Origin of the sequence: Chitinophaga agri (genome assembly GCF_010093065.1) — a bacterium.
Taxonomy (GTDB): domain Bacteria; phylum Bacteroidota; class Bacteroidia; order Chitinophagales; family Chitinophagaceae; genus Chitinophaga; species Chitinophaga agri.
In genome coordinates this window covers 1,841,965-1,856,505 of record NZ_CP048113.1, presented here as the reverse complement: position 1 = coordinate 1,856,505, position 14,541 = coordinate 1,841,965, and the positions used below count along the sequence as shown (strand labels likewise).

Annotated in this window: 9 protein-coding genes; 7 read left to right on the top strand and 2 right to left on the bottom strand. The window is 46.8% G+C overall.

The window, feature by feature from the left end:
- Positions 1–85: 85 nt before the first annotated feature.
- From GWR21_RS07045 to GWR21_RS07025, 5 genes are read left to right on the top strand one after another with little or no spacing between them, the layout of a single operon-like run.
- On the top strand, positions 86–3,460 hold the full coding sequence (locus GWR21_RS07045) for a SusC/RagA family TonB-linked outer membrane protein (RefSeq protein ID WP_162331041.1): 3,375 nt from the start codon (positions 86–88) through the stop codon (positions 3,458–3,460).
- Positions 3,461–3,470: 10 nt separating this feature from the next.
- Positions 3,471–4,922, top strand: a complete 1,452-nt coding sequence (locus tag GWR21_RS07040; protein ID WP_162331040.1) for a RagB/SusD family nutrient uptake outer membrane protein — start codon at positions 3,471–3,473, stop codon at positions 4,920–4,922.
- A gap of 19 nt (positions 4,923–4,941) precedes the next feature.
- Entirely contained in the window at positions 4,942–5,694 is a 753-nt protein-coding gene (locus GWR21_RS07035) for a DUF4843 domain-containing protein (RefSeq protein WP_162331039.1), read from the top strand.
- 47 nt (positions 5,695–5,741) lie between these two features.
- Positions 5,742–7,235: a PKD-like family lipoprotein gene (locus GWR21_RS07030; protein ID WP_162331038.1), complete on the top strand. Its 1,494-nt coding sequence runs from the start codon at positions 5,742–5,744 to the stop codon at positions 7,233–7,235.
- A gap of 11 nt (positions 7,236–7,246) precedes the next feature.
- Positions 7,247–8,608 (top strand): TlpA family protein disulfide reductase, encoded by a 1,362-nt coding sequence (locus tag GWR21_RS07025; RefSeq protein WP_162331037.1) that lies wholly within the window; start codon positions 7,247–7,249, stop codon positions 8,606–8,608.
- 78 nt (positions 8,609–8,686) lie between these two features.
- Here GWR21_RS07025 and GWR21_RS07020 read toward each other — a convergent pair whose 3' ends face one another.
- Together GWR21_RS07020 and GWR21_RS07015 are read right to left on the bottom strand one after the other, a co-directional pair.
- Positions 8,687–9,946 carry a flavin monoamine oxidase family protein gene (locus GWR21_RS07020; RefSeq protein ID WP_162331036.1) on the bottom strand — a complete coding sequence of 420 codons (1,260 nt, stop codon included), beginning with the start codon at positions 9,944–9,946 and terminating at the stop codon, positions 8,687–8,689.
- Positions 9,947–9,987: 41 nt separating this feature from the next.
- On the bottom strand, positions 9,988–10,455 hold the full coding sequence (locus tag GWR21_RS07015; protein ID WP_162331035.1) for a hypothetical protein: 468 nt from the start codon (positions 10,453–10,455) through the stop codon (positions 9,988–9,990).
- A gap of 231 nt (positions 10,456–10,686) precedes the next feature.
- Here GWR21_RS07015 and GWR21_RS07010 point away from each other — a divergent pair, with 231 nt between their 5' ends.
- The gene (locus GWR21_RS07010; protein WP_162331034.1) at positions 10,687–11,244 is read left to right on the top strand and encodes a DUF1795 domain-containing protein; all 558 of its coding nucleotides are present in this window, start codon (positions 10,687–10,689) and stop codon (positions 11,242–11,244) included.
- Between the two features lie 469 nt (positions 11,245–11,713).
- The gene (locus GWR21_RS07005; RefSeq protein WP_162331033.1) at positions 11,714–14,500 is read left to right on the top strand and encodes a glycosyl hydrolase; all 2,787 of its coding nucleotides are present in this window, start codon (positions 11,714–11,716) and stop codon (positions 14,498–14,500) included.
- Positions 14,501–14,541 lie beyond the last annotated feature (41 nt).

Below are 14,541 nucleotides of genomic sequence, written 5' to 3'. Positions count from 1 at the left end.
TGCAACAAGACCCGCCCTAAGTAAAACCTGATCCTTGTCGGAAACAAGGACTGGGGTTCTATTATCTAAAATCTCGCTAAAAGTAATGAAAAAAAAGTATTGTTATGGAGGCCATTTTAGGCGGGGCGCAGTATGGCTACTGCTAGCAACTGCTCCGGCCGGGCTTTTATCTGCACTAACCCTTTTACCTGTCAGTGTGCATGCACAGGCACCTACCACACGGAGCATTACACTGGACGTGAAAAATATGTCCGTTCCTGCATTACTGAATGAAATACGCAAACAGGCCGGTCTGCGCTTTATCTATGATCAGGAGGAGCTGAAGAAGCTGCCACCTGTGACATTAAAAGTGAAAAACGCCACCCTGAATGATGTACTGCGTGTCGCATTAGGCAACTCCCGCCTTTCCTGGAATATGGAGAATGGTGTGCTTGTCATCAAACGTAATCCACAGCCACCTGCTACCCTACAGGAAGATACGCCTGCTGCGCAGCAGGTGACCATCCGAGGGGTTATTACCGACGATAATAAACAACCCCTGGGTAAGGCCACCGTCCAGGACCTGAAAGCTCATATTGGTGCCTTTACCGGCGAAGACGGCAGCTTCGAAATCACTACCTCTCCAGACGCCATTCTGCAGATATCCTACATAGGTATGGAACCACAGATGATCGCCTTAAAAGGACGAACGAACATCCGTGTATCACTTGTGTCTAAAAGTACAAAAGAAGTAGTGGTAACCGGTATCGTTACCCGTAAGAAGGAAAGTTTCACAGGTGCTGCTGCTACTTATACCGGCGCAGAACTGAAAACAGTGGGTAACCAGAACGTACTGCAAAGTTTGAAAACACTGGATCCGTCGTTTGTTATCGTAGAAAATAATGTGATGGGCGCCAACCCCAACGCACTGCCAAATATTGAAGTGCGCGGAAAGAGTAGCCTCATCTCTGTACAGACACAATCAGGAGCGAACGCCAACCAACCATTATTTATATTAGATGGTTTCGAAACGACCCTGCAGGTAATCAATGACCTGGACATGAACCGGGTAGCGGCTATCACTGTATTAAAGGACGCTGCTTCTACCGCCATGTACGGTGCCCGCGCTGCAAATGGAGTGGTCGTGATAGAAACGCTGAAGCCAAAGCCAGGCGCCATGCGCGTAAGTTATACCTATGACCTTCGTGTTGAAGCGCCTGACCTGACCAGCTACAACATGATGAATGCAGCTGAAAAGCTGGAGTATGAAAGGCTGGCAGGCCGTTACAAAATGGACCCGACAAAGGCGCCGAACTTTGATGATCAGAATATTCTTGACCTTCTGTATTCCAGAAGACTTGCACAGGTAAAACGCGGTGTAAATACCTATTGGCTGAGTGAGCCACTGCGCACCGGTATGACCAATGGCCATGCGTTATATGCCGAAGGTGGCGATAACCAGATGCGCTATGGGGTAGGTCTGAACTACCGTGATAACAATGGTGTGATGAAGGGTTCTGGTCGTAATACCTGGGGCGCTAACGTAGACCTTCAGTATCGCCGGGGTAAACTGAATATCAGCAATAAATTGTACATCAACGGTTATCGTGCAGATGTTTCCCCGTATGGCTCCTTTTCTGACTGGGTGAAAGTGCTGCCTTATTTTGAGAAAAGACAGCCGGATGGTACGATTAATCCTTACCTGGATATTTACAGAACGTCTTCTAATATCACTGATACCGCAGGTAACCCACTATATAACGCTACCCTGAACAGCTATGACTATGAAAAGTCGCAGGCACTCACTGAAAACCTGCAGCTGATCTACGACATCAGTACGGCTTTACGTGTGAGCGGTGGTATCAATATCACCAGCGGCAGCACTGATTATAATACTTTCCTGTCTCCATTGAATACGCAGTTTATCGGTAAGTCAGCCGAGAATAGAGGCTCCTACGATTTCGCTAATCAGAAAGCCTTCAACTACAATAGTAACGTGATGATCTCATATGGTAAACTGATCAATAACAAACATCAGCTCAACATGAACCTGCGTGGTGAGATCAGGAACGACCAGTTTAACCGTACGGCCTTTACGGCTACCGGTTTTGCACCAGGGGTACCGGGTAATCCTGCTTTTGCTTTTGGCTATGAGCCGGACGGTATACCAGGGTATTCAAAGACAACCACGCGTAGCGTAGCAGGACTATTTATTGCCAGCTATATGTATGACCGCCGCTTTCTGCTGGACGGATCATTCCGTATAGATGGTTCTACCTCTTTTGGTACCAACAATAAATACTCTCCGTTCTGGTCAGCAGGTATCGGTTATAACCTGCATAACGATGTGTTACTGAGCGATCTGAAATGGATCAATATCCTGAAACTGCGTGCGAACGTGGGACTGACCGGTAACCAGAACTTCCAGGGACTGTCTTCTGAAACAGTATATGCGATCGGCGCTGCCAATAACCAGTTCGGACAGGGTTATGAGATCCGCAGCCTGGGAAATCCGAACCTGAAATGGCAGAACTCTTTTTCAGCAAACATCGGTACTGATATCTCTGTACTGGACAACCGCATCTCTCTGACATTTGATTATTACCGGAAGAACACTGATCCGCTGATCGCTATCATTACCACACCATCTTCTACCGGCATCAGTGGTTATCCTTTCAATATCGGTTATCAGCATACCAAAGGTCTGGAGTGGAACCTGAAAGCAACGCCGGTCTCTGTTCCACAGCAGAAACTGTATGTGATGCTGGGTATCATGGGACGCTATCAGAAGAGTACGTACGGTGGTTTCCTGAATATGCTGGATAAGGAAAATGATCTTGCAGAGGAAAATAATTCATTGCAGCGTTTCAGGGACGGTTATAGTCCTGATGCGATGTGGGCAGTACGCTCCGCAGGTATAGATCCCGGCACCGGTAGAGAAGTGTTTATCAAAAAAGATGGCACGCAGACATTCGATTATGAATCTGCGGATGAAGTAGTGGTGGGTAATGCACAGCCTACAATGGAAGGTATTGCCAGCATTAACGTACGGTGGAGTGCATTCACTTTTGGTGTGAATATGAGATACACCTTCGGCGGAGATGTATTCAATCAGGCATTATATGACAGGGTGGAAAATATCTCTGTATTCAAAGTGGCAGAAGAGAATCTGGACAGACGTGCCCTGTATGAACGCTGGAGGCAGCCGGGAGACGTGTCCCGCTTTAAAGCCATCAATAACTTTTCATCAGTAAGAATGACCTCCCGCTATGTACAGCGTAACAACTTCCTGGCAGGAGAATCCATCAACGTCAGTTATGAACTGTTGAATAAGCCATGGATGCGGCACGCAGGTCTGTCAGCATTGCGTTTCTCCGGATATAGCAATGATGTATTCCGTTTGTCCACTATCAGGAGCGAACGTGGTACTGATTATCCTTTCTCTAATTCCTATTCCTTTAGCGTAAGGGCCACTTTCTAAAAGTAATATCATGAAAAGATCATGCTGGATCTCTGCGATTATAATATTGTTTTCAGGAGGATTATTCTCCTGTAATAAATACCTCGACGTTAAACCGGAAGACCAGTTCGTTGAAAGTGGCGTATACACCACTGAGAGAGGGTTTACCAATCACCTGAACGGCATCTATCTGGACCTGGGAGACGAGCGTTTATATGGTGGCAATATGACAGCTACACTATTGAGCGTGATGGGGCAGGAGTATAATGTATCTGCCAATGCGGCTCATACCTGGTACCAACACGCCAACTATGCATATACCAACTCAGTGATGGAAGCATCAATAGATGCAATATGGACCGATGCATTTAAGGCGATCGCATCGACTAACAACCTCCTGGAGAACATGGATAAATACAGGGGCGTGTTAAGTCCGGCGAAAGATTCTCTCATCCGCGGAGAAGCGTATGCGCTCAGGGCATACCTGCATTTCGACCTCCTTCGTTTATATGGTCCTGTATACTTGATGGATTCCGTCGCCACCGCTATTCCGTACATCACCCACGCGGATATTAATGTGCGTCCGCTCCGTGAGGCGAAAAGTATAGTAGATAGTGTATTGCAGGACCTGGACCGTGCAGAAAGCTGTCTGCGGAATGATCCGGTTATCAATAACGGTCCGCAGCGCATACCAGGTGTTGTAGAAGTAGATTTCTTCAGTCAGCAGCGCAATGGCCGTATGAACTACTTTGCGGTGAAGGCACTGAAAGCAAGGGTGATGCTGTACAGAGGAGATAAGACAGGGGCACTGGAACAGGCTAAAGCAGTGATCAATGTGGTTACGCCACTGTTTCCGTGGACTACACTGAAAAAGACGATCGGTAATGCCGATTTCCCTGACCGCACGTTATCGACAGAACACCTGTTTGATATCTACAACCCGAAGTTATATAATGTATATCAGCGTTATTTCTCGCCGGACCTGTCAGATAATAGTATTCTTTCTGCTCAACCCACAAGATTGAACAATACTTACGAAGGACTGGAGTCTGACTACCGCTTCACACCATGCTGGGTGATACCAAACGTGGGTACAAAGAGCTATCGTTGTTTCTACAAATATGCAGACATGACGAATAAGGATAGTTCTCAGCTTTTCCGTTACCGTGTGCCGATGTTACGCCTTAGTGAGCTGTATTATATCGCGGCAGAGTGTGAAACGGATGCTGCCGCTGCATTGGGCTACCTGAATACGATCAGGTACAACCGCGGTTTGGCGGACCTGCCGGCAACAGCTATACTGGAAACAGAGATCAGGAAGGAGTATCAAAAGGAGTTTTATGGAGAAGGACAAATGTTCTTCTATTATAAGCGTAAGAACGCGCCCACTGTTCCCAGAGGAGGGTCGGCAACAGGAAATATTACGATGTCAGCAAAGACCTATGTAATGCCATTCCCGAAAAGTGAAACAGATTATCGTTAATCTTCTTACTAAAGATATCATGAAAGCATTCTATATAGCAGCCTTATTGTTACTCGCGATAGTTAGCTGCAAAAAGGAAACGATCGATTTTTACAGCGGTGAATCGCTGTTGTATTTTGATAATTCTATTAATTACGGTAATCAGCGGAATACACAACGTATAGATACCGCGTTGTTCACCTTTTCGCTCGCCCCGGAAACAGTACTAGACAGTACACTGAATGTAAGGGTGTCTGTCATGGGCAGACAGGCAGATCATGACCGACGCTTTGCCGTTAAAGTAATAGATAGTCTGACTACGGCGGTAGCAGGCGTACACTACGAGCCATTGCAAAATGAATATATAGTACCGGCGAACAAGTCGGTGGTGTATATACCCGTGCGCTTCCATCGTACAAAGGAAATGGCATCCGAACAGTATCGTTTACAGTTGCAGATACAGCCTAATCAGGAGTTTGACACGACACTGACGCAACCGCGGACGAAAGACTCTGTTGTGGCTACCGCTACGCTGACATTATTTATTGATGATCAGATTGCTAAACCTGCCAGATGGCTGGATGGTTACCTGGGTACTTTCTCGCGTAAGAAGATCTTACTGATCTGCGAGCAGCTGCAAATGACGGTAAACGATTTTATAACAATAGCCGTGGCAGAAGCGGTTTATATCGGTAAGGCAATGCAGCGGTATCTGAATCAGCAGAGAGACGCCGGTAATATTATCTATGAAGAGAATGGGACCGAAATGATCATGGGCGAATTATCCCAGTGATTGTAGCGGAGACAGTAATTGATTGATCATTATTTTACCTCACTAGCATGAAGAAACTATTCTTATATATTCTCATCGCATTTGCGCTGGGCAGTTGCTATAAAGACAAAGGCAACTATGACTATGTAGACATTAACGTGGTAGATATTTCCGGGGTGGACAGCATGTATACTGTTAATTACGGAAGTATATTGTCTATCAAACCAACCCTTAACTTTAGCAAGGATGACGGTTCAGACACCAGTGCATATAGTTATATGTGGATGGCATCGCTTTATAGCAACGGGCATACAGATGACGTAGATACATTATCGAGAAGCCGCGACCTGGAAGCAAGGATTACGCTGACATCCGGTAAGTACAACATGATCTACCGTGTGACAGATAAGAAGACCGGTGTAACGTTTCAGAAATCATTCCTGGCTACGGTTATCACGAGTGTATATGAAGGATGGATGTTATTGTCGGAAGTGAATGGTGGTAGCCGGCTTGATATGTTGTCTAAAGGCGCAGACGGGTATAAACCTATTTACGACCTGCTGGGTACTATCGATGCAGGCCTGACACTAACAGGGCTGCCGGTGGAAGTGAAGTTTGCCAAGTTGACCAGTGCTGCTTCAGGTCATACTGTATATGTAAGTACAACTGGTGGTACCAACAGGCTGGATGGAGAAACCATGAAATTTAAGGCACCTTTCCAGACGGAAGTTTTCAGTGTGTTACCTGATGGGTTCTATACCGAGAAGATCACCAGTCGCACAAATGGTTCCGAATATGTACGAGGTAGCGATAACAACATGTATTACTATATGTATACATTCAATATTTACTTCGGTTTGCCGGTGAATGTGATGTATGGTAAGACGGCTACATTTAATGTTTCAAAGTATGTGGGTTACTATGACAATGTGTCCAACTCAACAAACGTTCACCTCCTGTATAATATGGACGAGAAACGTTTCGTAAGACATGTGTACAGTTTGCCGAACAACTGTTCCGACATGCCAGCAGGTACGCTGTTTAACTATACTACCGGTAAAGACCTGCTTTACATGGAGACGTGCCGTTTCAGCGGTGGTGATACCTATGCTATCCTGGATTCCGCACATACAAAATTCTATCTGGCGAGGATCAATATTGCTTCCAATATTGTACAGACATACTATGATGAGATGCCTGCTACAGATCTGGCACATGCGGAGAATTTTGCAGTTAGTCCTGACCTGGGATATGTGTTTTACAATGTTGGCGGTAAGCTGTATGAATATGACGCGGGTCTGAAGCAGAGTAAGCTGATGATAGATTATGGAGATAAGAAAGTGACCTTCCTGAAGTTTGATGGTTTCCAGGGGATCGGATTGACCGCAGCCAAAGCTTACTACAACAAATTGCAGGTAGGCGTATTTGATCCGTCACTACCCGCTGAACGCGCAGGCAGCTTCGAATTATATACTGTGCCAGCAGTAAATGGTAATCTGGTATTAAACGAATCCTACACTGGTTTCGGCAAAATCAAAAGCATTACTTACAGAGAACGTTAAAAACCGCATTTATGAAAAAAATGATTTTCCTGCTGGCAGCGCTGGTAGGTGTGAGCGCTACGTATGCCGCGCCGTCACCGGCTATGGTTAGTGGTAACTGCGCATTGCCCAAGGTTACGGGCATGAAATTGTACAATGTCCGTGAAGGTAAGCTGGTCGAATTTGCCAGCACGACCCTGGATCCTCAGCATAATTTTGCATTTGCTATTCCAGGACCAACCGAAGGCTATTATTATCTGGCGATGTCGGTGGATGAGAAGGCCAGCAAAAATTATATACGCGTCTACCTGAAGTCTGGTGAGCAGGTAGAGCTGGATATACAGGATGACCGTGGTAAATACAGCATGCTGAAGGGTGGGGCTGAGAATAAACTATTATACACCTGGCAGCAGATGATCGCCCCTTTAAAGAGCAAGAATATGTTGGGCGATACATCTACCTACCGTTCAGTGTTTCCCGCATTTGAAGCATTACTGCCATCTGTAGCAGCATTCAGAAAGACCGTGCATACAAGGAATGCGGGCTTTAACAGGCTGCTGTTAACAACGATTGAGGCAGATCTTGATGGTACTGCATTCGGGTTGTTACTGATGCCACGAGCTGTACACCCGGATAAGAAGCGCCTGCCTGCTTATTATGCGCCTATGCTGGAACCTAACCGCTATTGCGCAACAGATATCCTGCAACTGGGAGAAGGGGTTGAGTTGGTACAGCGTTATGCCATGCTGGCGGCAGAGAGAGTGGATAGTATTACCCGGGAGAACCGTCTGAAATTGTTTACGTCTGTGATCTGTAATGATACACTGAAAGGCGTATGGCTGGTGAATGATTTCAGACAATATAAATCACTGGAGAAGTTTGATTCAGCAATGGTGCCCTATAAGCAATACCTGGTGACGGACAATATGCAGAAGGCGCTTTTCGAAACGCGTAAGAATCTTAGTACGTTCAAGAAGGGTACCGCAGGATATAATTTTGCTTTCCCGAGCATTAACGGAGATACCGTTACTCTCGCCAGTCTGAAGGGGAAGGTGGTCCTGGTGGATATGTGGGCTACCTGGTGCGGTCCATGCAAAAAGGAAATTCCTTATATGAAGGAACTGGAAACCGCCATGCATGGTAAGAGCGTGGCATTTGTAAGCATTTCTACCGATAAACCTGAAGACAAAGAGAAATGGAAACAGTTTGTAAAAGATAATAAAATGGGAGGCATTCAACTGTATGCCGGTGTTTGGTCGGACATGCAAAAATTCTACGACGTGAGCGGTATACCTCGTTTTCTGGTGTTTGACAAACAGGGAAATATTGTCTCTGTAGATTCGCCAAGACCTTCTATGCCTGAGTTGAAACCATTATTGGAGAGTTTGCTCTAGTCGAAATAACAACAGAATGAAAATAACAAGGGCGTCTGCTTCTGCGACGCCCTTTTACTCTTTTATATGGGATGCTGTTTATGGATGCAGGATGCGGGTTACTACTCCTTTGCCCGTGCTAAAAGCTGCTTCTACCGTTCCCGGACTGGCGCCCTGGTATAATGCTTCACCTGCAAAATAGACGGTGTTTTCAACGGGCGTGTTTAATACCACCTGTGCGGCGGGTGTAGCAGGAGTACTATAGCTGTAGGACCCAGTTATATGAGGGTCTGTTGCCCAGTTGGAAATGTGGTAGTTAACCAGTAGTTCCCCTAATGTACCAGTACTTTCATTACACAGGATGGCCAGTGATTGCAGGGCCATTTCCAACAGCTCTTCTTTGCTCTTTTGCAGATGTGGAATAGCCGGAGGTCCACCCAGCCAGCCGGTAAGCACATATGCTTTGTCGGGAAGCTGAGTCCACCAGGTCGGGATAGGGGCTTCTCCGAGTATAAACCCCACCTGTTGGGCATGTTTCTCCCAGAATGGAGCACGGAACTGCAGGACCGTCTTTATCACGGTGCCCCAGCCTATCTGTGCTGCGGCGGTCATATAAGCCGGCAGGGCGGGAGAGAAGGTAATATAACCCTGCTGTAAGATGCCTAGAGGAACGGTTACAATGACCTTCCCTGCTGTGTAGGCATCACCCCGCGTCGTCGTAACAGTTACCTTACCAGCAGTCCATGCCACTTCGCTGACAACGGTACTGGTAACAATACGGCCACCTTTTTGTATACAGGCATCTGCGAGGAACTGCATCAGCGCCGTGTAACCTTTATCTATGCGGAAATTTTTGTCACTTTCACTGGTCCATTCACGATAGAGGGCTTTGACACTTACTTTATCCATACGGGCAAGATCATACCCCTGTACAAACCGTTCTACACCAATTCTGAAGGAAGAATGCGTTTCCTGAGGGTAAAAGTGATCAAGGAAGTCCTGCATGGTCATATCGGTTTCGATACCGTCCATTTTTTCCAGCAGACTGTCCCAGTCTTCGATCATTTCGTATTGTGGGTCCCAGTGTCCGTCCCGGACTTGAAACATCTTGCCGTAAATGTTGTAGTAGGAGAGCCCTGCGTCTTTCAGCAGACCTAAAGTGATGGGTAGTTCACCGTGTACAAATTCAGCGCCGGTTTCAGCTTCTTTGATGCCATCCCGGTATATGGTCTGGATCCTTCCGCCAATGGTGTCCCGGGCTTCCAGCACCGTTATTTTATAGTGAGCGGATAGTTCCCGGGCTGCGAGCAGGCCGGCTGCGCCAGCTCCTATGATAATGATTTCATCTGATGTATGCATAACCTGTCTGTTCAGAAATAGCAAGTTATGTCATTTGGCGCTTATCTTTTTAATACTTTCTCTATTTCAAAAAGGCGCCTTCTCAGTTCTGATAGTTCTTCCTCGAGCAGGTCTACCTTTTCGCTGAGCAGGTACTGATGGTAGTCAGGAATAATGGAAAGTTCCCGTAATTTTGGAAACAGGTCATTTTTAAAGAAATATAACCCGGTCTCTGATCCCCTGAATTCATGAGCTGTTTTGGTCAGATGATTGTAGAGGCAGTAACGGAGGCCGTCGGAATTGAAGGTCCACGGGCTGATATACAGCAGTTCCCAGTTAGCGATCCTGAGCATTTGCAGTGCTCCTTTGGCATCCACGAACTGATATATAGTGGATTCAACGAAACCATTGGGCTTTAAGGTATCCGTTGTCATGAGAATATAAGCGTACTCCGGAAAAGCAGTAATTGATTCGAGATTGTGTAGCGGACTATAACTTCCATCCCTGAATATTGCGTAGTATCTGACCATAAATTGCTTTCTGTTTGAATATTCTACCACATAATCTGGCACAGGTAGTGAACAATAATGACAATAAGACTTAGTATGAAAATAATATATTAAATAGTAAAATCCTGTATTAAATATAGAAAACCTGGAAAAAAGCAGCCACAGAATGGGATGGACGGCATGCCCTTGTCCTTAGCATGCTGATTTTAAATAAAATGATTTTACCTTTACCGGATTAACAAAGACTAATTTATGCGATACTTTTCTTTACTGGTTGTTGCGGGGGCCATGTTTTTGGGCGCCTGTAAGAATGGTAATAATACCCCGAAAACTTCTAAAGAATTGCTGGAACAGGCCCAGCAAAACATGAATAGTGGTGCTGGTAAATTTACGATCGATGGTCCTGCGGACTGGAGAAAGGTAGACACGACGCTGAATGGTATCAAGGTGACTTTCCTTATGTCTCCTGTTGTTACGGATGGCTTCAGGGCTAATATAAATGTAGTGAGTGAGAATACAGGCAAACTGTCGCTGGAGGAGTATGCCGCGAAGAATCATGAGACCATGTCGAAGTACATGGGTAACTTTACAATCATCGGTCAGGGAGATAAAGAGATTGGCGGACTGCCAGGTAAATGGCTGAAATACAGTTCACAGCAAACGGGTGGCCAGGATGTGGTGGCGCTGAACTACACGGTTGTGAAAAATGGTATCGCGTATATCATTACAGGAGTGATGAAGAAGGCTGATGAGGCAAAGGTGGCACCTGCAGTGGAAAGTGCAGCTGCGACATTCAAAATAGTACAGTAAGTATAATCGTCAACGTCATTTATAAACGGGAAAGACCAGACAGTTTTTGTCTGGTCTTTCCCGTTTATAAATTGTTACGCTATTGAGTTAAACGTTTTATAAAATAGCCCTTGTCAACTGATTTTTTACGCTGTTCAACCAATACTATGGACCGGAAGAAATGTTGGAGCATCCAGCTAACAGGCTTCGTATGGGGGATCATAACGCTGACACGGAGCAACCCCGTAAGCCTAAAGACTTTCGTTACCCGTGCGGTTGCGGGGTAAAGTGTCAGCAGGACAGGTGGCCAGTATTACCTGGGCATTCTGTAATATTCTTCCCAGGCTGTCAGAACTTACACGTTCCCCTGTTTTATCCGGATAGATGGCTTATCTTACAGCAAAGCGCTGGCTGAGCTGATGCTGCAATCTAAAACGCCGGCAGAATACCCTGAATTTGACCGGTCGGCGGTAGAACAATAAATGTCGTTATGAAAACTGTAATCAGAATTTTCCGCAGATTATTGCCGGTTATCCTGTTCATCAATGGTATTGGGATGATCAATGCCCAACCCACGCCCTGGCCACTACGTACAAGCGAGACCAAACCCTGGATCCGCTGGTGGTGGATGGGTAATGCAGTCGACGAAAAAGAGCTGGCGTCCTCATTAAAAATGTTGGGAGACGCAGGGTTTGGTGGTGTGGAGATCGCCCCTATATATGGCGCAAAAGGATATGAATCCAGATATGTGGATTTTCTGTCTCCCCGCTGGACTAACCTGTTACGATATACTGTAAACACCGCAAAGGCCAATAATATGGGGGTGGACCTGACCACCGGTACCGGTTGGCCTTTCGGAGGGCCACAGTTGACGCTAAAAGAAGCTGCCGCACGTTTTTTCGTACAGCAGTATGAGGTAAAAGGTGGGACCCGCTTTTCAAGGCAGATAAAAATACAGGAAAGTAAACAGCAGGGGGCAGTACTGCAGGCAGTTACTGCTTACAGCGGTTATCAGCGTATATCCCTCATGAGTAAGGTAGATGCCTCGGGAAACCTTCAATGGACGCCTCCCCGGGGTAACTGGCAGCTATACGCTCTTTTTAGCGGATGGACCCGTCAACAGGTGAAGAGGGCGGCTCCCGGTGGGGAGGGTTATACACTGGATCATCTCTCTGGGACCGCATTGCCTGTCTACCTGCACCGTTTTGACACCGCCTTTGGTCATAAAACACCCGGCGTACGCGCGTTTTATAATGATAGTTATGAGGTATATAATGCTGACTGGACACCTGCCTTTTTCTCGGCATTTCTGCGGGAGAGAGGGTATGATCTCAGGTATTATCTGCGTGAGCTGATCAGTGAAGACAGCACGGACCTTGTAGCCAGGATAAAGTCTGATTACAGGGAAACGATGTCGGCATTGCTAATGGACAATTTTACGCATCCCTGGACGACATGGTCGCATGGTTATGGTAGTCTGAGTAGAAACCAGGCGCATGGTTCACCAGGCAATCTCCTGGACCTGTATGCCGCTGTGGATATTCCGGAGTGTGAAACGTTTGGGTCTACTTATTTTCCGATCCCTGGTCTCCGGAGAGATAGTGGTGATATCAGAAATGTAGATCCTGATCCTGTTATGCTGAAGTTTGCTTCTTCCGCCGGTCATGTGGGTGGTCATCCACTGGTTTCCTGTGAGACATTTACCTGGCTGACGGAACACTTCAAGACATCCCTTTCGCAATGTAAACCTGAGGTGGAACAAGCCTTCCTGGCGGGAGTGAATCATGTGTTCTATCACGGTAATACCTTTTCTCCTGCTGACGTATCCTGGCCGGGATGGTTGTTTTATGCCTCGGTCAATTTTGTGCCGGCCAATAGCTGCTGGCCACATCTGAAAGGGCTCAACAACTATATAGAAAGGGTACAGTCAGTATTGCAGGCTGGTACCGCCAACAATGAACTGCTGATCTACTGGCCGGTATACGATGTCTGGTACAACGCCAGGGGGCGAGACATGGCCCTGAAAGTACATAGTATTGATGAATGGCTGCATCCTACCCCGTTCTATAAACAGGTAACTGCGCTACAGCAAACCGGTTATTCCGTAGACTTCATCTCTGATAGGCTGTTATCAAAGGCGGCTGTTGGCAATGGACGTATTGTCATCAGTAGAACGGCTGCTCCTTATAAAATCCTTGTCATTCCCAAAGTGACGTTTATGCCTGTGCAGACCTTACACCAGATTATCGCATTGGCAGAGCAGGGGGGGACCGTCATCTTTGAAGCATTGCCACAGGATGTTCCTGGTTTCGGAAAGCTGCAGGAGCATAGAAAGGAATTTAAACGTTTGTTGTCAACGCTTTCTTTTAAGCCGGTGAACGGCAAATGGCAAATAGCAGAAAAAGGAAAGGGCAAACTCCTTCTCACCGCTGATATTCAGGAGGCGCTCCGTCAGGAAGGCATTGAGCGGGAGAAACTGACAGACGACGGGTTGAAGTTCATCCGCCGGAAAGATAAGGACACTACCTGGTACTACATTGTAAACCATACGGCAAGGAAAATAGACCGTTTCCTGCCATTGAATGACGGGGGCGTAGCTACCTGGTTACTGGACCCGATGACTGGCAGAACGGGAGTTCCGGCCGTCAAAGAAGAAAACGGCAAAAAAGCGGTGCGTATACAGCTGGCATCCGGTGAGTCTATCCTTGTACGTACCGGTGCTGGTGCCGGTAACATCGGTAATAATGCCTGGAACTATCTTAATACAGCAGAAAGTCCGGTGACATTATCAGGCAACTGGCAACTGACTTTCACTGCAGGTGGGCCTTATAAGCCTGCTGACCGGATACTGGACGGCCTGGTATCCTGGACGGCGCTTTCAGATACAGCCGCAGACAGTTATAGCGGTTCCGCCGTTTATACGAAAACATTCACCCTGCCAGAGAAGAGTGCCGCTGAGTACATCCTGGACCTGGGAGAGGTGCATGAAAGTGCCCGGGTAACGATTAATGGCCAGGATGCGGGCATCTACTGGGCTATTCCATTTACCGGCAGAATAGGTGCCTATCTGAAACAGGGGGTCAATGAGATCAGGATTGAAGTGGCCAATCTGATGGCAAACCGTATCAGGTACATGGACCAGCATGGTATGTCCTGGCGGAACTATCATGAGATCAATTTCGTCAATATCAATTATAAGCCGTTTGATGCAGGAGGTTGGGCGTTACAGCCTTCTGGCCTGGTCGGTCCTGTTACTATTACGCCTTACGGTCAATAGGCTGAGGAGATACGTTGCAGTGTCAGGTGACGTCCGTCCGC